The organism is Intestinibaculum porci, assembly GCF_003925875.1.
In the GTDB taxonomy this organism is placed as follows: Bacteria; Bacillota_I; Bacilli_A; order Erysipelotrichales; family Coprobacillaceae; genus Intestinibaculum; species Intestinibaculum porci.
Genome location: NZ_AP019309.1, coordinates 2,147,216 through 2,169,682, shown reverse-complemented (window position 1 = coordinate 2,169,682; position 22,467 = coordinate 2,147,216). Strand labels below are relative to the sequence as shown.

The following is a 22,467-nucleotide window of genomic DNA, read 5'->3' as shown; positions in this document are numbered from 1 at the left end:
AAGGAGTGGGAAAGCGTGAAGAAAAAAATCATATCTCTAGCATTGGCGCTCGTAGTGGTACTTGGCGAGACGATGCTGATGAGTGTCAAGACAAGTGCCTTAAGTATCGATGATGCGAGCGTCTTTTTAAAACAGCAGACAGCCTCAACCTGTACACTGGTTTCCGCTGCCATGGCATTACGTCGGAAAGCCTTATTGATGGGCGACGCTAACTGGGCAAGTATTACTGAAGACAGCTTAAAGCCAGTAGCCTGGAGCAATGGTTTACTCCATGACTTCAGCTATGCCACCGCGGATTACACATATACCATTTCTTATGGTGATGTCGATGGTTATGGCAATGCTAGTGATATTACTGGACAGGATAAAATCAATGCCTTAAATAATTTATTAGCAGCCCATCCGGAAGGTGTTGTCATCTATGCTCGTAATGGCGCTAATGGCTATACTGAAAAGAATCACGCAGTTTTGTTAACGTCTTATGTCAATAATGTGTTTTATGTAGCAGATCCTGCTGGGGCAAGTACTGCTGGCTTGATTACGATCGATCAGGCTCTACGTGTGAACGTCGAAAATGTCGCTTCTTATTGGTACGTATCAAACGTCACAGCGAATAATGCGCCCGTTGCCGATTCCGCTGCGACAGCTCAGGATCCAAGTGCGCCAGCCGCTGCAGCACCAGCTGTGACAGCCCTTGATGACGGCATTGTTTCATTATCGAAGACATCTTATACGTATAATGGCAAAATCAAAAATCCTACTGTTAATGTGACACTGAATAATAATGCATTAACACGTGATGTGGATTACACTGTTTCTTATGCCTCAAATCGTAAAAGTGTAGGCAAACATAAGATTGTCATTACAGGTATTGGCGGTTATAGCGGTACTTTAACGGCCACTTACAAGATTTCTCCGAAAAAAGCAAAAATCACTTCTGTCTCTGGAAAGAAGAAAAGCGCATCAATTAAATATGCGTCACTAGCTGGCAATGTTAATTACCAGGTGGCTTATCGTAAAGCGGGACGTGTGAAGTGGAATTATACATATACGAAAAGCGCTAAGAAAACCGTGAAAAATTTATCGCGATCATCACGTTATCAATTCAAAGTACGCGGCTATAAAAATGGCGCGTATGGAAAATATTCAGCGGTGCGCAGCGTGAAAGTGAAGTAGACCAGGCAACTGGTCTTTTTCAATTTCATAGTATGAAAATAAATTACATATAGATGAAACCTATGAAACTATTTACCGAATAAGCGATAACTATTTTAGAATATGAAAACATATGCTATAATGTGGGCGATTGGAGGGGACAGGATGAGTTTTCATCAAATACATATTGGTGACATTATTGATGTCACAATTACGGGGATCCAGCCTTATGGGGCCTTTGCATTACTGCCGGACCATAGCAGCGGCCTGATCCATATTTCTGAGATTTCTGATCGTTTTGTCAGAAGTGTTGGAAACTATGTATCGATAGGAGAGACAATCAAGGTTAAGGTCATTGATATCGATCCTAAAACTCATCAGGCGAAACTTTCACTGAAAGCTGTCGCGAAAAGCCGTCGTAAATGTCGACGTCATCGTCAGCTGATTGTGGAAACACCTAAAGGTTTCCAGCCACTTAAAGAAATGTTGCCTCGGTGGATCAGTCGAGGCATCAATAAGGAGGAAGATGTATGATCAAGGTTGATTTAAGTCATGCCAAATTAGCTGAAGACTTGAATGATTATAAGGATAAGGTTGCAGAAATCCATGATATGATTCACAACAAAACGGGTGCTGGCAACGATTTCTTAGGATGGGTAGAATTACCTACAAACTACGATAAAGATGAAGCTGCTAGAATCAAAGCAAAAGCTGCTGAACTTTCTAAAGAAATCGATGTATTACTCGTTTGCGGGATTGGCGGCAGCTACTTAGGTGCTCGTGCAGCTATTGAAGCCATCAATGGTTTATATCCAACAAACAAAGTAGAGATCTTATATATCGGTAATACATTCTCATCTACTTACTTAGCACAGATCAAGGAATATGTAAAAGACAAGGAATTCGGTATCAACGTTATTTCTAAGTCTGGGACTACCACAGAAACATCTGTTGCTTTCCGTATCTTCAAAGAATTACTGGAAGAAACAAAAGGTAAGGAAGTGGCTGCAAGACGTATCGTCGCTACAACTGATGCTCATAAAGGTGCATTAAAGACATTAGCTGATCAGGAAGGCTACGAAGAATTCGTTGTCCCTGATGATATCGGTGGTCGTTACTCAGTATTAACAGCCGTAGGTTTATTCCCAATTGCCATGGCTGGTATTGATATCGATGCGATGATGGAAGGTGCTAAAGCTGCTCAGGATCATTACAATAACCCTGATTTAGCTACTAACGATGCTTACAAATATGGCGTTGCTCGTCAGATCTTAGGTAAGAAATATCCAGCTGAAATGTTCGTTACTTACGAATTACAGTTAAGCAATGTCGCTGAATGGTGGAAACAGTTATTCGGTGAATCAGAAGGTAAAGAAGGCAAGGGGATCTTACCTCATTCAGCAGTCTTCTCAACAGATTTACACTCATTAGGTCAGTTTATCCAGGAAGGTTCAAAAGTCTTATTTGAAACCGTCTTAAAAGTGACTAAACCTCAGTTAGACTTAACTGTTCCAAGTGATCCTGATAACTTAGATAACTTAAACTACTTAGCAGGCAAAACTGTTGATTATGTCAACAAGAGAGCTTGTGAAGGTACAATTGATGCCCATGTCAATGTCGGTGGCGTACCAAACATTGTCATTGAATTAGATGAAATGAATGCTTATAGCTTCGGCTATATGGTTTACTTCTTCGAAAAAGCATGTGCTTTATCAGTTTACTTATTAGGTGTAAATCCATTCAACCAGCCAGGTGTTGAAGTTTACAAGAAGAATATGTTCAAATTATTAGGTAAACCAGGTTACGAAAAATAATTTTACGAAGGTGTCTGTCATGGACACCTTTTTTTGTACTTATTGAGCTGAGTTCATGACTTTTCTTCAATAATCATTCTTAAAAACGAGGCACTTGCCTTTTTGTACTAAAACTTTTTTGTCTTATTTGAGAAAAGGCGTTGACACATATGAGGTTGCATGATATATTATATAAGCACTGAAGCGGGGGTTTAGCTCAGTTGGGAGAGCGTCTGCCTTACAAGCAGAGGGTCAGCGGTTCGAGCCCGTTAACCCCCACCATTTTTATATCTTGCCGGCTTAGCTCAATTGGTAGAGCAACTGACTTGTAATCAGTAGGTTGTGGGTTCAAGTCCTATAGCCGGCACCATTTTTGGGGAGGTAGCGAAGTGGCTAAACGCGGCTGACTGTAACTCAGTTCCTTTTGGTTCGATGGTTCGAATCCGTCCCTCCCCACCAGTCGTTGGGCTATAGCCAAGGGGTAAGGCAACAGACTTTGACTCTGTCATTTCGCTGGTTCGAATCCAGCTAGCCCAGCCATCCTGCGACTCGCTAGCTCAGTTGGTAGAGCATCTGACTTTTAATCAGAGGGTCAGGGGTTCGAATCCCCTGCGAGTCACCATTCCCTATATGATCTAAAGCTTACCGAAGGGTAAGTTTTTTATTTGCATAAATATGAATGAACATTCATGTTTAAGAGCATATGACTTCTCTTTATAAACGACATGCGTTATAATAACAAGCGAAATGAGGTGGAACTATGGATACAGTAAATAGTACAAATGAAACAGAAAAGAAATTTGCGACCAGTGATGATCCTGAAACTGAAAAAAAGATCATTGAAGTTATTAATAAATTAAGACCTTACTTGCAGCGTGATGGCGGCGATCTTGAATATGTCAAATTCGAAGATGGTGTTGTTTATGTCCATGTATTAGGGGCATGTTCAGGCTGTATGTTCATCTCTGATGATATTAAAGAAGGTGTTGAATTAATCTTAGTCGAAGAAGTGCCTGGGGTTAACGAAGTCATTGCTATTTAATATGTTAACGAAGTCATTGCTATTTAATATTTAACGAAGTCATTGCTATTTAATATTGACAACAAAGATGAACCGTTTATAATGATCTATGTTATACAAAAATAATTAAAGCTCTTATTAAGAACCACATAGATGCGGATCGTTTTAAAGTGGTGGCAACCCTTTTGATAGAAGGTGCCTGAACCAAGCAAGATTTGTCTTGAACAATAAGAGGAAATGCTTTGAGCTTTCCTCTTGAAAGCTTTTTTTATTAACTAGAGGAGGAAAAGCATGAAAGAAAAGATTTTATTTACTTCAGAATCAGTATCTGAAGGACATCCTGATAAGGTTTGTGATCAGATTAGTGATGCTATTTTAGATGCCTGTCTGAAGGAAGATCCTAACTCACGTGTTGCATGCGAATGTTTCACAACGACAAACTTAGTTGTCATTGGTGGTGAAATTACCACTAACGCTCACGTGGATTATGAACAGGTAGCTCGTGATGTCTTAAGAAAGATTGGTTATACATCAGATGAATTAGGTATTGATGCTGATCATTGCCGCATTGAAGTTGTGATGGATACCCAGTCAAGCGATATCGCTTTAGGAACCAACAACGAAGTTGGCGGAGCTGGTGACCAGGGGATTATGTTTGGTTATGCGACCAACGAAACCAAAGGTTATATGCCATTACCAATTTCTATTGCCCATCAGTTAGTGCGTTATGCTAGTGAATTACGTCATGAAGGAACCTTCAAATGGGCTCGTCCAGATATGAAATCACAGGTTACGATTGATTATACGGAAGAAACACCTAAGATTGATACAATCTTAATGTCGATCCAGCATGATCCTGACTTTGATGAAAAAGAATTCAAACGTTTCATTAAAGAAGATATTATGGATAAAGTCGTTGATGATTATGGTTTAAATCATGACTATAAGGTATTTATCAATCCGACAGGTCGTTTTGTGATCGGCGGTCCACATGGTGATACTGGTTTAACTGGACGTAAGATTATCGTTGATACCTATGGCGGATCTGCGCATCATGGCGGCGGGGCTTTCTCAGGGAAAGACCCAACCAAGGTAGACCGTTCAGCAGCTTATATCTCACGTTATATTGCGAAGAACTTAGTCGCCGCCGGATTATGTGATCGCTGTGAAATTCAGTTATCATATGCAATTGGGGTAAAAGAACCAACTTCTGTTTTTGTGGAAACTTATGGAACAGAAAAGGTGTCAAGAGATGTCATTTTAGAAGCAATCAAAAAGGAATTCAATTTGACTCCACAAGGGATTATTGATACACTCAACTTAAGACAGCCTATTTATTCAAAAACTGCTGCTTATGGTCACTTTGGAAGAAAAGAATTCCCATGGGAAAAGCTTGATAAAGTGGATACCTTAAAACAGTACTTAGATTAAGAGGCTCTGCGTGAGTCTCTTTTTTTACAAGGAGTGATTGCATGGATATTAAATTAATAAAAACACGGGCAAAACAGGAACTTATAAAAAATAAAGAAGGGCTCATTCGTGTTGTTCTTATTGATGGGTTCATTCTTTTGATTCCTGGTTTCTTTACCGCTAATGATTATACGACAATTATTTCACTGATTGTTACGCTCGCATTTTTAACAGTGCCTCACGGTCTAGTAGTCAGCGGCCTGAAGTTTATTAATGGTCAGGGTGAAGAAGTCGATGAAAGCGATAGTATGGTAGGTCTTAAAAGATGGCGAGAACTCTTGCCGACCTATGTTTTAAATGTCTTATATGTCCTCTTATATACGCTTATTCCCGTTATTGCGATGATTATCGTCTATACGATGAGTGGCGGTTTCCTCACCAGTAATAACATGATTTCTATGGGGCTATTAGGGGTGGCAGCTGTTGTCTTGGGTATTTATGTAGCTTTTCGCTTGTTATTAACACCTTATCTTTTAGAAGATTATGGGATGAAGAAATCAGAAGCAATCAATGCCTCAAGAGAACTGATGCGTGGTCATGTCTTTGATTATGTGAAACTGGTGCTTTCCTTCCTGCCTTTTATCATTATTCAGGCTCTTATCACTTATGGTTTAACCTATGTGTTAATGCTTGGTTTACCGGCTTTTGTGGTAGAAATTATTGTCAGTGTTGTCTCATTGATCATTGGTGTTTATACCTATTTACCATTATTAACGGTATCAACAGCTGTCTTCTATAAAGAGCTTGCTTATCGTGCTTATCATTGAGGGGTCATGTGACCTCTTTTTTAGTGTGTTATGATCTTTTAACGAAATTTTTATAATATGATAATAACAAGTGATTTTTATTTATCGGTATAGTATAATATAGGTAGAAATTCAAAAGGAGGTATTCATATGAAAGTTAGTATTAGAGGAAAGAATATTACCGTTACACCAGGGATCCAGGAAAAGGTAGAAAAGAAACTTTCTAAGCTCGACAAATACTTTATTACTAAAGATGTAGAAGCAAAAGTATTAGTCAGAACTTATCCTACTGGTCAGAAAATTGAAGTAACGATTCCTACAGAATACGTCTTATTAAGAGCAGAAGAGGTGAATGATGATCTTTACGATGCGATTGATTTAGTCGTTGATAAGCTTGAAGGTCAGATCAGAAAGTACAAGACAAGATTAAGCAGAAAGTCAAAAAATAATAAACTTGCATTCAATATCGCTACATTAGAAGAATTAGAAGATGATGGCGAAGAAGATGTCATCGTGAAAACAAAGACCATTAATCCTAAACCAATGGATATGGAAGAAGCAATTATGCAGATGGAATTAATCGGTCATACATTCTTCGTATATCTTGATACGGAAAGCAATAAAGTCAGTGTTGTCTATAAACGTGATAATGGCGGTTATGGCTTACTGGAAACGGAATAACAAATATGTAAAAGGGGTCGCATTGATCCCTTTTTTAAAAGGAGCTAAAAATGGATATTACAGAAATGCGAATGCAGGCTAAAATGCACCTGCGCAATCATAAACTGACAATGATCTATATCTGCCTGATCATCGGTTTGATCAATTTCATACCTAATGTTTTACCAAATACAACAATAGGCAATAGTTTATCACTTATTTTGATTTTGCTTTTGGTGCCGATGAATCATGGTTATGTCACTAGCTCTCTTAAGTTTGTCAGAGGCTTAGGGGATCAGGTCGATGAGAAAAAAGATGGTTTTGTTGGAATATTGCGTTTTAAAGACGTGTTGTTAACAAATAAGTGACTTTCACATATAAGCTCCGTATTTATCCCTTTCAAGCGATGTATTGAACATCAGGATATATGTATATTTGCTAAAATATATAGTACCTGGAGGTATTAATATGGAAATTCAAAACATTGCTGCTAACTTATCTAATATTAAACTAGATCAATTTCAAATTGAACAGATTCTTGATATGGTTGAGGAGTATATTGAAGCTAATGAAACTGCGTCTACACCTATCATAGAGCATTGCCCAAAATGTCCTGAAAAACATCCTAAAATGATCAAAGCAGGACACACAAAAAGTGGCAAGCAAATGTATAGATGTAAAAGCTGTAATAAACGCTTTGTAGCGGATACCGGTCAATTAACTTTCTATTCACATCAGAGCCTTTCAAAGTGGAAAATTGTTCTTAAAGATACACTCAACGGTTTAGCTTTACGCGAAACTGCATTCAAAATCGGTGTGCATTATGTAACTGTATTTAGAATGCGTCATAAGCTACTTCATTTCATTGAAATGATCCTAGCTAATGATTCTGTAGGTGATGTAGCTGAAATAGATGAGAAGTACATCCTGGCGAGTCATAAAGGGACCAAGCTGGAAGGCGTTGATCCTCGAAAACATGGATCAATAGCACCGAAACCAGGCATAACTGATATTCTAGTATGTATTATGACCGTAGTTTCCCGAGGCGGAAATACATTTATTCACACCTATAATACCGGTCGACCTACTGACGTGAATGGCTATGAATTTTGTCAGCATATTGATAAAGAAAGCTACTGCTTTATAGATGGTATCAATATTTATGACTGGAGTCTGAAAAAACGAAATTGCGGCGTAAAGCATCTAAAACTCGATGAGTATACAAAAACTGATCATTTGAATACTGTAAATGGACTTCATTCATTTATTGAATCAGAAATCATCTATTATAGAAATATATCTACAAAGTATATAAATAGATATAACTCGTTATTTATGATCCAATATAATTTCAGAAAACTCAATATCAGCGAGAAAGTTACAAAGCTTTTAGGGATGCTGAGACAGCATCAGCAATATTTCTACATTCGCCAACTCAGTAAAGAAAGTATATTTAAGTTTAGCAATAGTATATTTGATCTGTAAAAATAAAGTTAATGGAATTTATGACTCGTAGAGAGATATTAAATTGTGCGCTATCAACTAAAAATCATACCAAGTCACTAAATTGTTAACAACACGTTTAAAGATCTTTTTACAACGTATTTCCTGCAGGAAGTATTATCTGCTTTACCATTATTAATTGTCGGTATTGCGGGGTTATTGCTGAATGCAGCGAGACTGCATGATTTACCAAGCTTACTTGCGAATCCTTCTGCTTATATTGCCTCAATGAATTTAGAAAAGATTCCATCCTATTACTTTGTTTTGGTCTTTGCATCTTTATGTTTAACTTTTTGGTTAACTATGCGTTTGGCGATGACCGGCTATTTATTAGAAGCCAAGGGCTTTAAAAACTTTTCCGCCTGTAAACAAAGCTTTCAGATGATGAAAGGCTACTGCTGGCAGTATTTTAAACTGCTTTTTAGTTACATCCTTTGGATCTTTTTAGCGATGCTTTTACAAAATAGTATTATGTCCTTATTACCTGGTATCATTGGTGCCTGCCTTGCTGGCGTTGTCTCGGTCATGTTTCAGGCTTATACATATTTGCCAGAACAAAATGTGGCGGTGGCTGTGATGTTCATGCGTCTTTTGAATATTTATAATATGAATGATGATAACCTCTAGATCCTGCGGGATCTTTTTTATTTTGGCACACGAATATACATTGTATGATAATAAAAAATAGAGAAAAGACAAATAAAGTCTATAGAAATAAGAAAATAACAAAATAATAATAAAATTATATTGAATATTGTATACAACAAGAGTATAGTGTAACTATCCTAAAGGGGGAATATTTATGGATGTCAAAAAAATAGTAAGTTTTGGGTTATGTGCCGCCATGATGGCTGGTTGTTCTAGTGCCTCAAAAACCAATAACGTTTTTCGCTATGCGACAGAAACAGATATTATGTCAATGGATCCGACGATTGGGACTGACGGGACTTCAATGGATGCGATGCATGCCATTAATGATGGCTTGGAAATGTTTGACCGCAATGGAAAAGTTGTAGCTGGGATCGCTAAGAGTTATGATCTCTCTAAAGATCATAAGACTTATACTTTCCATTTACGTAAAAATGTCAAGTGGGTGGATTACCAGGGGAAAACAGTTGGCAGCCTGACCGCTAAAGACTTTGTCTATGGCTGGCAGCGCATTATTAAAAATGCTGGTGAATACGCTTATATGCTTGGTTCTAGTGGCGCTAATATCAAAAATGCGGATCAGCTTATTAATAAAGGAACAAAAGCAAGTGCGAGTGAACTTGATACCTTAGGGGTCAAGGCAAAAGATGACTATACGCTAGTCGTGACGCTTGAACAGCAGGTACCGTTCTTTATTTCGTTAATGCCATTTGGCGCTTTCTATCCGGAATATCAGAAATATGTCGAAGCGAAAGGTAAAAAATACGCTTCTAACTATAAGAACCTGATTTCTAACGGAGCTTTCATTATGACCGGCTGGACGAAATCAAAATCCGCTACTTTTATCCGCAACAAAAAGTATTGGAATGCTTCGGCTGTCCATTTATCGAAAATGGTATGGCAGTTAGGCTTAGACGCAAAGACTGCAGCGGCTTCCTTTGACGCAGGAAACCTCGACTATGCGCCATTAACCTCTTCATTAGTTGATAAATATAAAAATCAGAAGACTTTTACAACGTTTGCGGATGGGCATTTACATTACTTAGAACCAAACATGAAAAATAAATACCTCAAAAACTTCTATATCCGTAAAGCCTTATCTTTAGCAATCAATCGCACAGAGTTATGCGATAAAATCTTAAAAGATGGTTCAACAGAAGCCAATGGTTTTGTACCTAAGGATTTATGTGCTTCACCAAAAGGGGTGGACTATCGTAAAGATGTCAAAGAAGACTATACAAAGTACAATTTAAAAGAAGCTCAGGCAGCGTTTGATAAAGGCTTAAAACAATTAGGGAAAAAATCGATAACCTTATCCATTTTATATGGGACCGATGAAATTGCGATGAAAGATGTGGCGGTTTATGCGCAGTCATGTTTCTCTAAACTGAAAGGCTTAAAGTTAAATATGGTCGCAACGGTTAAACAGGATCGTGTCAATAACCGTGAACCGAAAGGGCAGTTTGATATTACTGTAACACGCTGGGGTCCAGATTATGCCGATCCAACAACTTATCTCAACTTATGTGAAACAGGGAATACTTTCAACCGCGGAAAATGGTCGAATAAGAAGTATGATGCTTTAATGAATCGAGTTCGTAAGGAGACAAATATTTCTAAGCGCTGGGAAGATATGAAGGAAGCAGAAAAGATTGCGATGGAAGATTATGCCAAGATTCCTTTATTCGATAAAGGCGGCGCGGCTTTATGTTCTACGAAAGTGAAGTATCTTGTCCATAAACCAGTTTGTGTCCCTTATACATTTGCATACGTTGAAATGAAATAATTACAAAAGACGAAAGGTGAAACAAAATTCACTTTTCGTCATTTTTTTGTGAGATTAAGGGGATTAATCTTCTTTAATATATATAGAGGGAGAAATGAGATCCCCCTGATAGACATCCTGTTTGACCATCAGTTTATCAATATCATTAAGAATTGTAGTTTTGTTAATCGACCATTCTGGTAAATACAGTTCACTAACCATGGCATCACCGGTTAAACGTTCAATGACGACGTGGTCAGGGATTAGACGGAGCTGATCCACGACTAAGGCAATATACTCTTCACGAGAAAGGGTAGGAAATGGCTTCTCTAGATATTCGTAATAAAGCTTGGTATGTTTCATGATATAAAGAGAATGAATCTTTAGGCCTTGGATATCGAGTTTGCCGACTTGCCGCGCTGTCTCTAACATCATTTCATAAGTTTCTCCCGGCAAGCCATTGATGATATGGACACAGACATCGAGATGATACTTACGCAAAAGGGCTAACCCTTTTTGGAATGTCGCAAAAGTTTCACAGCGATTAACTCGCTTGGCAGTTTCATCATGAATTGTCTGCAGACCTAATTCGAGATAAACATCTGTTCTGGTGTTGAGATCCGCCAAGTAAGCGGCAATCTCTTCGGTAATACAGTCAGCGCGCGTCGCAATGGCAATGCCGACAACATGATCTAAACCGACAAAAGGTTCAAAGCGTGATTTGAGAACATCTACCGAGGCATAGGTATTTGTATAAGCCTGAAAGTAGGCGATAAAAGCGCAGTCTGGCCATTTCCGGCGCATGATTTGAGACTGTGAGACAAACTGGGTCATTAAGTCATCATTTACATCACCGGCATATTCTCCCGCCCCTTGGGAGCCGCAAAATGTGCAGCCGCCATAACCGAGTCGACCATCACGATTAGGACAGGTGAAATCCGCATTTAAGGTGACTTTGGCCACTTTCTGATGATATTTGGTTTTTAAGAAATAGTTATAAGTATGATACCGCTTGTTATCAAGGGTGTATTTAAATAAATTTTTCATAGGCTGATTATAACAGGTTGTCACAATGAAATGAAGGTGAAAAGATGAACCATCACACAATTCATCAGGGCTTAGAAGGCATGATGAATATCGATGCATTTGAACGGCGTTATAAGCAGACACTGTTATTATGCGAAGCTGTGGAGCTGCTCTCGCCTTATCAGTTACCTCAGGCAACGGGAGAGATTCTCTTTGTCGATGGGCGCGGTCTGGAAGATCCGGAAACATTCTTACAATTCTTGCAGGATTTATCTTCACAAAAGCTGATTGTTGTATTAATGGATGAAGAATGTTTATTACAGCGTTACTGCGTATCTATTGAACAGTCTTTATCAACGCATCAGTGCTTTTGGCTTTTATGGCTGTGTTTCATGATGATGTTTGCCTTTGTATTTGGCATGCATTATCGTTATGATGATCTGCATTACAAGCAGGCGATGACTATTCCTCAGGCTATTGGTGTTAGCAGTAAGAAAAACGTAATCTTGCATCCCAGGTCAAAAGATACCTTATATACGAGTAACGCGCATTATCGTTTATGCGGTTTATCCTATGATCACAAGCATTATCAGATGAATACAACTTTACGTATTTATGATGAAACAAAGAGTGTCACGCAGGTGATCAAAGGGCGCTTACCGAAAAAAGCTTATGAGATCGTCTTACCGATGAATACCGCGTTGCAATTGCATATTGATCATTTGCCAAGTTTTCCTTTAACGGTTTATTATGCGCGCGGTCGTAAGGTTCGTGGCACTAATGTAATCGTGACTGGTTTGGTAAAGCGAGCGACGCATGATGTTTTTTATAGTACCCCCAATTCATCATGTACAAGAATCTCTCAAGCCTTTCATCAGAAGGTAAAACCAGATTATGGCATTATTTATACATCTGGCAAGATGGATCAAGGGTATCGTTTTTATCAAAGTCATTATCCTTGGTATACTTTTCGACGTTTGGATGTCGCGCAAAGGAACAAGACATTAGATATGTTTTGCGCTGTATTAGGAGAAAGTGCTTTTTTTATGTTAATGCTTGGCATGCTTTGTTTGCGTAAACAAAGGGTAAAGAAACTGTTATCAGTATCCGTTTTTGCCTATGGCTCAAGTTTACTTCTGATGGCAATGATCATATCTCTCTTTAAAATGCAGGTGCAGGCTTCTTCGATTAATCAGGCTTTCACTTTATCCGTTGATTTAAAGCCTTATATTTTGATCTTGGTGCTCTTAACGCTTACTAGCTGTATTACGCATCTTAGGAGTGTCAAGCGATTTTGAAAATGTCCTGATTTTTTTTAATTATTAGCACCATATAAATGGGCTCTGATTGAAGAAGAGTATAACTTCCAGCTATTCTGTCTCCAAGGATGGTCAATTGGTGGTATATACTTCTTCTTTTCTTTTTTCAGCTCTGGTCTTACGTCAAAGTTTTTTGAATATTCTTCCCAGTTTTCAATTTCACGAATATTGTAAAGCTTATCATTTATATTGGCATAAATTTTGCCATCTAAACACTTAATCACCATGACTTCGGTCCCTTCCTTAAAATACACATCTGCTCCAGTACTAGTCACAATCATATAGTGAAGGTTATGATACTGAAAGCTATGTCCCTTATCAATTTTTCGATTTTCAATAATGGTTAATGCTTTATTGATTTGTGCTGGCGTCAATTGCTTTTCATACACATTTTTGGTACTATTGAGACGTAGAGCAAACTGATCATTGAACTTCTTAATATAGCTGTGAAGAAAATGATTAGCCTGTTCTATCGTTGTAATACGAGCGCGTCTTAATTCTACTGGCAATCGTGATTGAAGTGTTTGGTTAACTCGTTCCACGCGGCCCTTAGCTTGAGCGACGCTCGTTGTTTTTATTTCTATACCAAGCTGATGCGCTGCGTAGGCAAACTGGGTGAAAGTATCCTCGTTGTCTAAAGGCGCATTTTTTCGTTTATATTCAAATACAGTGCGTCTGTCGGTATAAAATAGGGCTGGTACACCTTTGTTCAGAAGGATCTGTGAAACAACGCCATAATAGCCTTTAAGTGTCTCCTGGTGGTCAAAATAAGCACCAACGATTTCTCCTGTGGCATCATCGATTGCAACATGCAGATGCCATATATCAGAGCCGTTCCATTTGTAGGAGCTAGCGTCCATCTGAATCATTTCACCGGCATATTTGCATCTTGGACGCCTTGGGTGAGCTTCAGACTTTTTCACTTTGTAAATCACTTCCTTGATTTTATTCTTTTCTTTTTCACTTTTTACGCTTTTAAGCTTCAATTTCATCAGCTTCTTATGCTGCTTCTTTGTTTTTTTGCGAGCTTTTGGCGAAAGAATATTTTCCTCTCTAAGCCACTTATTCACAGTTGTATCACTAATCTTCACACCAAGTTCCTCAAAAACAATCTCAGTATAATGTCTAAAGTTGGTATCGCTGTATTTGTCTTTATATAAACCAATAATCTGTTTTTTCATTTCGGGAGAAAAAGCAATAGCAGGCTTACGATCTTTGTTCTTGTGCTGGAAAGCAGCCTTTCCTTCTTGCTTGTACCTAACGATTAATCTGTTCACATTTCTGACAGTGCAATGAAGCTTTAATGCCGCTCTCTTTTTGTTCCCGTTTGTTTCTACTAGCTTTTTAATAACTTTGTATTTGTATTCTTCCATATTATTTAACTCAACCTTTCTCATGCAATACCTCCTCGTCTAATAGTAAAGTTAGGAGGATATTTTAACATACTTATTTGAATCTATCATTCAGGACACTTTCTTTCTTGGTACATAAAGACAATATCATGTTTGACTCACATTACTAGCTGTATTACGCATCTTAGGAGTTGAAGGGCTTAAAAAAATGTGTTATAGTGATGAAGACATTTGAAATCGTTGAACAGGAGTAGTAATAATGTGACATTGCAGAGAGCCTATGGGTGGTGGAAATAGGTATGGTGAAATTATGAACTCACCTGGGAGATGTATCCGTGAAAGCGGATATCGTATGACTGCGTTAAAGTTATTAAGTGCATGACTGGTCTCATGAATTCAGGTGGTACCGCGAGAAATTCGTCCTGAAACATGAGGCCTTTTTTGTTAGGAGGAAAGAAAATGAGTTACGATCACATCAGTGTCGAAAAGAAATGGCAGAAATACTGGGCTGAACATGAAACATTCAAAACCGATGGCTATGATTTTTCAAAGCCTAAATATTATGCCTTAGATATGTTCCCTTATCCATCAGGACAGGGTCTTCATGTCGGTCATCCAGAAGGCTATACCGCTACCGATATTATCTCTCGTATGAAGAGAATGCAGGGCTACAATGTCTTACATCCAATGGGATTTGATGCCTTTGGGCTGCCAGCTGAACAGTTTGCGATTAAAACTGGTCATCATCCCGCTGAATTTACTTATAAAAATATTGAAAACTTTAAACGACAGATCAAGTCATTAGGTTTCTCTTATGACTGGGATCGTGAATTTGCGACCAGTGATCCTGATTACTATAAATGGACCCAGTGGATCTTCACAAAATTATATGATGCTGGTTTAGCTTACGTCGCTGAAATGCCTGTTAACTGGTGTCCTGAATTAGGAACTGTCTTAGCTAATGAAGAAGTCATCGATGGCAAGAGTGAACGTGGCGGCTATCCGGTTATTCGTAAACCAATGAGACAGTGGGTTTTACGTATTACGGAATACGCTGAAAAACTGTTAAAAGATTTGGATTTAGTTGACTGGCCAGAATCAACCAAGGAAATGCAGCGTAACTGGATTGGAAAATCAGTTGGGGCTAACGTTGTTTTCAAGATTAAAAATACAGATAAAGAATTCACGGTATTTACAACCCGTTGTGATACTTTATTTGGGGCAACTTACTGTGTTATGTCACCAGAACATCCATTCGTTAATGAAATTACGACACCAGAACACATCGAAGAAGTCAAAGCTTATCAGGATGCCGCAGCGCGTAAATCTGATTTGGAAAGAACTGATTTAAATAAAGATAAAACGGGTGCTTTCACTGGTGCTTATGCGATTAACCCAGTCAATGGCAAAGAAATTCCAATCTGGATTTCTGACTATGTTTTAGCTGGTTATGGAACTGGTGCGATCATGGCCGTTCCGGCTCATGATACGCGTGACTATGAATTCGCTAAGAAATTCGATTTACCAATTATTCCTGTTCTTGAAGGCGGCGATATCTCTCAAGAAGCCTTCACTGAAGATGGTGTTCATATCAACTCAGAATTCTTAAATGGCATGGGTAAACAGGAAGCCATTGATACGATGTTAAAATGGTTAGAAGAACATCATTGCGGGAATAAACAGGTTACTTATAAGTTAAGAGACTGGTTATTCTCTCGTCAGAGATACTGGGGTGAACCAATTCCAATTATCCATATGGAAGATGGGACAATGCGTACAGTTGGTTTAGATGATTTACCATTGGAATTACCAGCTACTGATAACTATATGCCAAATGCGGAAGGGGAATCTCCTTTATCCCATGTAACGGACTGGTTAAATGTGGAAATTGATGGTGTTAAAGGTAAACGTGAAACCAATACAATGCCTCAGTGGGCTGGTTCTTGCTGGTACTATATCCGTTATATCGATCCTCATAACAATGATGAAATCGGTGCTAAACAGTTATTAGATCACTGGTTACCAGTTGACTTATATATCGGCGGGGCTGAACATGCTGTCTTACACTTATTATATGCAAGATTCTGGCATAAATTCTTATATGACATTCATGTTGTCTCAACTCCAGAACCATTCCAGAAATTATTCCATCAGGGGATGATTTTAGGTCCTAATGGCGTTAAGATGTCGAAATCTCGCGGCAATGTCATTAACCCAGATGAAATCGTTGAAAAATACGGTGCTGATACATTAAGACTGTATGAAATGTTCATGGGTCCTCTTGATGCGGCTAAACCTTGGTCTGATACAGGGGTAGAAGGTTCAAGAAGATGGTTAGATCGTGTTTATCGTTTATTTGTCGAATCAGATAAAGTGACTGATGAAAACTCTGGTGAATTAGACTTTATCTATCATCAGACTGTGAAGAAAGTGACTGAAGACTATGAAAAATTAGCATTCAATACTGCGATCTCACAGATGATGATCTTCATCAATGATGCTTATAAAGCAAAATCACTTTATAAACCATATGTTGAAGGGATCACACAGATGCTTTCATGTATCGCGCCACATATCTGTGAAGAAATTTGGGAAAAATTAGGACATGATGAATCATTATCTTATGCCCCATGGCCAACTTATGACGAAAGCAAATTAGTTGTTGCCGAAGTGACAATGCCAGTGCAGGTCAATGGTAAAGTGCGTGCAAAGATTACGATTGCAAAAGATGCTTCTCAGGAAGATGTCAAAGCAGCCGCTTTAGCTCAGGAAAACGTTAAGATCCATACGGAAGGTAAAGAGATCAAAAAGGTTATTGTTGTACCAAATAAGATTGTCAATATCGTCGCAAAATAAGCTTTTGGTTTAAAAATCTGATAACGTAAACTGATTATGTCTAAGTATCGTATACGTCAGGCAGGGGTCTAACACCTCTGCCTTTTTTATTATAATTTTTAGGTCATGAAATCGTAAAAAACGGAATTTTTATGAGGGAGATTCTCAAATTAATAACTATTTATTGACAAGAAGAGTCATGTTGCTATAATGGGACTATAAAATACAAAAGGATAGAGGAAGCGATGCATCAGAGTAATAGAGGGAGCTGGCAGGCTATGAACTTTATGAAAGGTAATCATCGCCGAAAGGGTGAAGCGGCAGTGACATCCTTGGTATTATGGGAAAGACTCATAATACTCCTTCGCAAGAAGAGGCGTTATCTAATCGTTAGGGCTATACGATAACGTATAGCTTTTTTCTATTCTTGAGGGAAAGAAGGATGTTTATGAAAAAAACTTGTGCAGCACTTTTAGCAGGTGCACTCTTATTAACAGGATGCGGCAGCTCAAGCTCTTCCTCAGATGCTAAAAAAGATACATTTACCGTAGGAATGGAAGCTGCTTACCAGCCATTTAACTGGCAGACTTCTAAGAAGACCGCCACTTCTGTCAAGTTAGAGGGCGGCGCTGGTTACGCTGATGGTTATGATGTTGTGATGGCGAGCAAGATTGCAAAAAAATTAGGTAAGAAATTAGTTGTGAAAAAGATTGCCTGGGATGGTTTACAGCCTGCTGTTGCTTCAGGGGAAATCGATGCGATTATCGCTGGGATGACAGCGAATAAAGATCGTGAAAAGGGGTTAGACTTCACAACTCCTTACTATCAGTCAGACATGGTTATGATTGTTCGTAAGAACTCTAAAATGGCTAAATTCACTGATATTCAGCAGTTTGGCGGTTATAAGGTTTCTGGTCAGAAGAATACTAACTATGATACAATCATCGATCAGATCAAGAATGTCAAACATCAGACTCCTAAAGCAACTTATCCAGAATTAGTTGTGGCCCTGCAGCAGAAGGATACCGATGGTATTACTGCTGAACAGCCAGTAGGTAATGGAATCTGTAAAGCGAACAAAGATTTAACAATGGTTAAATTCAAAAAGGGTCATAACTTTAAAGTAGATACTTCTGTATCGATTGGTTTAAAGAACAATACACGTAAAACAGCTGAATTCAAGAAAGTGCAGAAAGCGTTAGATTCTATTTCTCAGAAAGAACGTTTAAAGATTATGGAAGAGGCTGTCAATCGTGCCCCTACATCTAAATAAGGAGTTATTAAATGAAAATTGATTTTGGTTATGCATGGAATCAGCTTGTCTCTAACTGGCCATTATTCTGGTATGGGATCAAGATGACAGTGGCTTTTGCCTTAGTTGGGACATTAGCTGGTTTAGTGCTTGGCTTAGTCATCGGCGCTATTCGTACCTTACCGATTGATCCGCTAGATAAGCCAGTTACACGTTTCTTTAAGTACTTAGGACATGTCATTACAAGTTTCTATGTCTGGGTTTTTAGAGGAACTCCAATGATGGTTCAGGCCGTCTTCCTGTATTATTTACTGAAACCAGTCTTTAACTGGTCATCCTTTACCGCTGGGATGTTTATCATTTCAATCAATACAGCTGCCTACATGGCAGAAATTATCCGTTCTGGGATTCAGTCTGTCGATGTTGGTCAGACCGAAGCTGCCAAAGCAATCGGTTTATCCAACTTTCAGACAATGACATCAATTATCTTCCCGCAGGCGATTAAAAATACGTTCCCTTCATTAGGTAACCAGTTTATCGTCAATATCAAGGATAGCTGTATGTTAAATGCCATTGCTGTTACTGAATTATATTTCCAGGCAACCAGTGTTGCCGGCAGTAACATGCGTTATATCGAAGTCTATTTGGATACGGCAGTGCTCTATTTAATTCTGACAACTTTAGCAACATTATTGTTAAACTTCACAGAAAAGAAAATCAATAAGACAACACGCGCAACCATTAAGGATAATTGTGCTTAGGAGGAACGTCAATGGAAGAAGTCATTCAAGTTAAACATTTAGAAAAACACTTTGGCGATCTCAAAGTCTTAAAAGATATTGATTTTACTATTAATCGTGGACAGGTTGTTACGATTATTGGTTCGAGTGGGAGTGGTAAGTCAACATTATTAAGATGTATCAACTTACTGGAAATCCCTGATGCGGGAGAAATCCTCTTCAATGGTGAAAATATTTTAGGTGGTTCGATGAAACCAGCAGCCTACCGCTCAAAAGTAGGAATGGTATTTCAAAACTTCAACTTATTTGCGAATAAGTCAGTTTTAGAAAACTGTATGATCGGTCAGATCAAAGTTTTAAAGAAGTCTAAAGAAGAAGCGAGAGCTGAAGCTATGAAACAGTTAAAAGCTGTCGGTATGGATGCTTTTGCGAATGCTTCTAGTACGACTTTATCGGGTGGACAGAAACAGCGTGTGGCGATTGCCCGTACACTTTGTATGAAACCAGAAGTGATCCTTTTTGACGAACCAACCAGTGCGCTTGATCCAGAAATGGTCGGAGATGTCTTGGATGTTATGAAAAAACTGGCTCAGGAAGGATTAACGATGGCAGTCGTTACGCATGAAATGCAGTTTGCGAAAGAAGTCAGTGATGTGGTTGTCTTCATGGACCAGGGTGTTATTTGTGAACAGGGAAGCTCTGATCAGATCTTCAATCACCCACAAAAAGAAAGAACAAAACAGTTCTTATCAAGATTTATGAATCAGTAAAGGCGTTGTGAATGCAACGTCTTTTTTGATGCATATCGCTTTTAACGAGCGTATAATAAAATTCATGAGGAGAATTGATAAGATGAAGAAATTACAAAGCGCTTTATCAGCAATCTTAGTGACGGGGATGGTGATGAGTTCTACAGTCCATGCAGCGCCATATAATGGCTGGAAAGCACAAGGGAAAAGCAACTATTATTATGTTAATGGGATTAAAGTGAAAGGTCTCTATGCGGTGAAGAACCGTTATTATTATTTTGGGGCAAATGGCTTATTGAAAAAGGGTACTCAAAAAGTAAAGGGTGTTACTTATTATCTCAATGATAAAGGGGTAATGCAGATGCGTAAGGCTGGCGGTGTTTATTATAATGCTCATAATCAGCCGATTGATCCGATGGATGGTTATGAATATGAAACGATTGAAAAAGCCAAAGCAATCGTTAAAAAGATTACGACCAAGAAAATGAGCAAGAGTGAAAAACTCTTAAAATGTTTCAAATGGGTCCAGCATTTCCATTATAAAACACCACGTAAGTTTAGTTTTAAGAAAGGCTGGACAGCGATCTATGCCAATGATCATTTCAATGGCGGAGATGGCAACTGTCATTCAGATGCGTGTGCCTTTGCTTATTTAGCTTATGCCATAGGCTATAAGAATGTTTATGTGGCTAGTGATTCAAAAAATCCTAAGTTAGAAGTGCATAGCTTTGCGGAAATTAATGGCAAAGTCTATGATACACTCTTTGCAGAATCAAAAAGTTTTAAGAAAAACTATGGTGTCTCTTATAAGACTTATGTTGATGGCAAAGCGACAGCCCAAAAGATTCCTTATGCGACGATGAAAGCGGTCAAGACTAAGAAAAAGATCAAGACGGATCATAAGTATTTCAATAAGAAAGACAAAAAGCTTTATTTAGCGAATGGCAAAGCTGCCACGGGAGTAAATGCTTTTAAAAATACGTTCTATGTTTTTGATGATTTAGGAAACTATAACGAAGCTTTAACAAATAAATTAAGAGAAGCAGCTAAGTATAAAGCATCCATTGAGTCTTTAAAAGCATTACTGGGTGATCCAATTTCTACTACTTATGCGCCAAGCTGTTTAGGGTCAGGTCAGGATGGCTTATGGAAATATAAAAACTTTACTGTAGCTACATATAAAGCTGATGCTGGTCAGGAAATATATATGGGTGTCAACGCAAATAAGTAAAGGAGCAATCCTTTACTTGTTTTTAACGGGGAAGATATGAAGATGAATAAAGGAAAAAGTATTTTATCGGCTATGTTAGTTGCTGGCATGATGATGAGTTCCACTGTTTATGCGGCACCTTATAATGGCTGGAAAAATAAGTCTTATTATGTCAATGGGATGAAAGTGAAAGGTCTTTATGCCGTGAAAGATCATTACTATTACTTTGGCACAAATGGTGTTATGAAAACTGGTAAACAGAAAATAAAAGGCAATACATATTTTCTTGATGATCAAGGAATCATGCAGATGCGTAAAAAGAGAGGTGTTTATTATAATAGCCACAATCAGCCCATTGATCCATTAGATGGCTATGAATATGAAACGATTGAAAAGGCTAAGGCTATTGCCAATAAAATTACTACTAAAAAGATGCGCAAGAGTGAAAAGCTTTTAAAATGTTTTAAATGGGTCCAGCATTTCCATTATAAAACCACCCACGTTTTTAACTTTCATAAAGGCTGGACAGCGCTCTATGCCAATGATCACTTCAATGGCGGTGATGGTGACTGCCATTCTGATGCCTGCGCTTTTGCATATTTGGCTTATGTTATTGGTTATAAGAACGTTTATGTTTGCTGTGCATCAAAGAATCCAAGAGGCAAAGCTCATAGCTTTGTAGAAATTAATGGTAAAGCTTATGATACTCTCTTTGCAGAAGTCAATGGTATGCGTAAAAACTATGCCGTGCCTTATAAAGTTTATTTTGCGCCAAAGAAAACCGCGCAAAAGATTCCTTATGCGACGATGAAGGCCGTTAAGACAAAGAAAAAGATAAAAATAAATCATACGTATTTCAATAAGAAAGATAAAAAACTTTATTTAGCGAATGGGAAAGCGGCTACGGGCATCAATGTGTATCAGGATAACTTCTATGTCTTTGATGATTTAGGAAACTATAATGAAGCGTTAACAAAGAAACTAAGAGAAGCCGCAAAGTATAAAACATCGATTGATTCTTTAAAAGCGCTTATTGGTGATCCAATTTCTACATCTTATGCGCCAAGCTGTTTAGGCCCTGGTCAGGATGGCTTATGGAAATATAAACACTTTACCGTGGCTACTTATAAAGATGAAACCGGTAATGAAATCTATATGGGCGTTCATAGTGCCTAAAGTGAAAATGTTGTGTCTGTCGTAATGATAGGCACATTTTATTTATG

At 38.3% G+C, this 22,467-nt stretch carries 20 protein-coding genes, 5 tRNA genes, 2 riboswitches and 1 other annotated feature; of the genes, 23 read left to right on the top strand and 2 right to left on the bottom strand.

Translation table 11 applies throughout. From position 1 onward, the window contains the following. The first annotated feature begins 15 nt into the window (after positions 1–15). The 16 genes from SG0102_RS10520 (at position 16) to SG0102_RS10445 (ending at position 10,782) form a co-directional block, all read left to right on the top strand. Positions 16–1,176, top strand: a complete 1,161-nt coding sequence (locus SG0102_RS10520; RefSeq protein ID WP_125119878.1) for a fibronectin type III domain-containing protein — start codon at positions 16–18, stop codon at positions 1,174–1,176. A 144-nt stretch (positions 1,177–1,320) separates the two neighbouring features. After that, positions 1,321–1,689: a CvfD/Ygs/GSP13 family RNA-binding post-transcriptional regulator gene (locus SG0102_RS10515; RefSeq protein ID WP_125119877.1), complete on the top strand. Its 369-nt coding sequence runs from the start codon at positions 1,321–1,323 to the stop codon at positions 1,687–1,689. Next, entirely contained in the window at positions 1,686–2,969 is a 1,284-nt protein-coding gene (locus SG0102_RS10510; protein ID WP_125119876.1) for a glucose-6-phosphate isomerase, read from the top strand. Before SG0102_RS10515 ends, SG0102_RS10510 begins: the two co-directional genes overlap by 4 nt. A 185-nt stretch (positions 2,970–3,154) precedes the next feature. Continuing rightward, positions 3,155–3,230, top strand: a tRNA-Val gene (locus tag SG0102_RS10505). Between the two features lie 12 nt (positions 3,231–3,242). Beyond that, a tRNA-Thr gene (locus SG0102_RS10500) sits at positions 3,243–3,318 on the top strand. A gap of 5 nt (positions 3,319–3,323) precedes the next feature. Further along, positions 3,324–3,407 (top strand) — tRNA-Tyr (locus SG0102_RS10495). Positions 3,408–3,412: 5 nt separating this feature from the next. Then, positions 3,413–3,488, top strand: a tRNA-Gln gene (locus tag SG0102_RS10490). A 6-nt stretch (positions 3,489–3,494) separates the two neighbouring features. Beyond that, a tRNA-Lys gene (locus tag SG0102_RS10485) sits at positions 3,495–3,570 on the top strand. 138 nt (positions 3,571–3,708) lie between these two features. Next, positions 3,709–3,990, top strand: coding sequence for a NifU family protein (locus SG0102_RS10480; protein WP_125119875.1), 282 nt, complete (start codon positions 3,709–3,711; stop codon positions 3,988–3,990). A gap of 111 nt (positions 3,991–4,101) precedes the next feature. Further along, a riboswitch (SAM riboswitch) is annotated at positions 4,102–4,203 on the top strand. A gap of 57 nt (positions 4,204–4,260) precedes the next feature. After that, positions 4,261–5,400: a methionine adenosyltransferase gene (gene metK, locus SG0102_RS10475; protein WP_125119874.1), complete on the top strand. Its 1,140-nt coding sequence runs from the start codon at positions 4,261–4,263 to the stop codon at positions 5,398–5,400. A gap of 41 nt (positions 5,401–5,441) precedes the next feature. Then, the gene (locus tag SG0102_RS10470) at positions 5,442–6,206 is read left to right on the top strand and encodes a DUF975 family protein (RefSeq protein WP_125119873.1); all 765 of its coding nucleotides are present in this window, start codon (positions 5,442–5,444) and stop codon (positions 6,204–6,206) included. Positions 6,207–6,335: 129 nt separating this feature from the next. Continuing rightward, the gene (gene hpf / locus SG0102_RS10465) at positions 6,336–6,866 is read left to right on the top strand and encodes a ribosome hibernation-promoting factor, HPF/YfiA family (RefSeq protein WP_125119872.1); all 531 of its coding nucleotides are present in this window, start codon (positions 6,336–6,338) and stop codon (positions 6,864–6,866) included. Between the two features lie 50 nt (positions 6,867–6,916). After that, positions 6,917–7,213 (top strand): hypothetical protein, encoded by a 297-nt coding sequence (locus SG0102_RS10460; RefSeq protein ID WP_125119871.1) that lies wholly within the window; start codon positions 6,917–6,919, stop codon positions 7,211–7,213. Between the two features lie 100 nt (positions 7,214–7,313). After that, a complete protein-coding gene (locus tag SG0102_RS10455) occupies positions 7,314–8,330 on the top strand; it encodes an IS1595 family transposase (RefSeq protein WP_125118233.1) in 1,017 nt (338 codons plus the stop codon). Between the two features lie 246 nt (positions 8,331–8,576). Next, positions 8,577–8,975 carry a hypothetical protein gene (locus tag SG0102_RS10450; RefSeq protein WP_157983027.1) on the top strand — a complete coding sequence of 133 codons (399 nt, stop codon included), beginning with the start codon at positions 8,577–8,579 and terminating at the stop codon, positions 8,973–8,975. A 175-nt stretch (positions 8,976–9,150) separates the two neighbouring features. Continuing rightward, positions 9,151–10,782 (top strand): peptide ABC transporter substrate-binding protein, encoded by a 1,632-nt coding sequence (locus tag SG0102_RS10445; RefSeq protein ID WP_125119869.1) that lies wholly within the window; start codon positions 9,151–9,153, stop codon positions 10,780–10,782. A gap of 63 nt (positions 10,783–10,845) precedes the next feature. On the opposite strand, the gene SG0102_RS10440 is transcribed toward SG0102_RS10445, so the two are convergent. Beyond that, a complete protein-coding gene (locus tag SG0102_RS10440; protein ID WP_125119868.1) occupies positions 10,846–11,808 on the bottom strand; it encodes a TIGR01212 family radical SAM protein in 963 nt (320 codons plus the stop codon). 44 nt (positions 11,809–11,852) lie between these two features. Between SG0102_RS10440 and SG0102_RS10435 the strand changes: the two genes are divergently transcribed. Further along, positions 11,853–13,085: a hypothetical protein gene (locus SG0102_RS10435; protein WP_125119867.1), complete on the top strand. Its 1,233-nt coding sequence runs from the start codon at positions 11,853–11,855 to the stop codon at positions 13,083–13,085. Positions 13,086–13,102: 17 nt separating this feature from the next. On the opposite strand, the gene SG0102_RS10430 is transcribed toward SG0102_RS10435, so the two are convergent. Further along, positions 13,103–14,503 carry an ISNCY family transposase gene (locus tag SG0102_RS10430; protein WP_125119866.1) on the bottom strand — a complete coding sequence of 467 codons (1,401 nt, stop codon included), beginning with the start codon at positions 14,501–14,503 and terminating at the stop codon, positions 13,103–13,105. 186 nt (positions 14,504–14,689) lie between these two features. Then, positions 14,690–14,886: a binding site (T-box leader), on the top strand. A gap of 31 nt (positions 14,887–14,917) precedes the next feature. Here SG0102_RS10430 and leuS point away from each other — a divergent pair. The 6 genes from leuS to SG0102_RS10400 all read left to right on the top strand — a co-directional run bounded on the left by leuS (position 14,918) and on the right by SG0102_RS10400 (position 22,420). After that, positions 14,918–17,314, top strand: a complete 2,397-nt coding sequence (leuS, locus tag SG0102_RS10425) for a leucine--tRNA ligase (RefSeq protein WP_125119865.1) — start codon at positions 14,918–14,920, stop codon at positions 17,312–17,314. Between the two features lie 205 nt (positions 17,315–17,519). After that, positions 17,520–17,700, top strand: a riboswitch (Lysine riboswitch). Positions 17,701–17,741: 41 nt separating this feature from the next. After that, a complete protein-coding gene (locus tag SG0102_RS10420; RefSeq protein ID WP_170162785.1) occupies positions 17,742–18,566 on the top strand; it encodes a transporter substrate-binding domain-containing protein in 825 nt (274 codons plus the stop codon). Positions 18,567–18,577: 11 nt separating this feature from the next. After that, a complete protein-coding gene (locus SG0102_RS10415) occupies positions 18,578–19,306 on the top strand; it encodes an amino acid ABC transporter permease (protein WP_125119863.1) in 729 nt (242 codons plus the stop codon). Between the two features lie 11 nt (positions 19,307–19,317). After that, positions 19,318–20,055, top strand: a complete 738-nt coding sequence (locus SG0102_RS10410; RefSeq protein ID WP_125119862.1) for an amino acid ABC transporter ATP-binding protein — start codon at positions 19,318–19,320, stop codon at positions 20,053–20,055. Between the two features lie 82 nt (positions 20,056–20,137). Beyond that, complete coding sequence (locus SG0102_RS10405; protein WP_125119861.1) at positions 20,138–21,265, top strand: hypothetical protein; 1,128 nt, start codon at positions 20,138–20,140, stop codon at positions 21,263–21,265. A 42-nt stretch (positions 21,266–21,307) separates the two neighbouring features. Beyond that, entirely contained in the window at positions 21,308–22,420 is a 1,113-nt protein-coding gene (locus SG0102_RS10400) for a hypothetical protein (RefSeq protein ID WP_125119860.1), read from the top strand. Positions 22,421–22,467 lie beyond the last annotated feature (47 nt).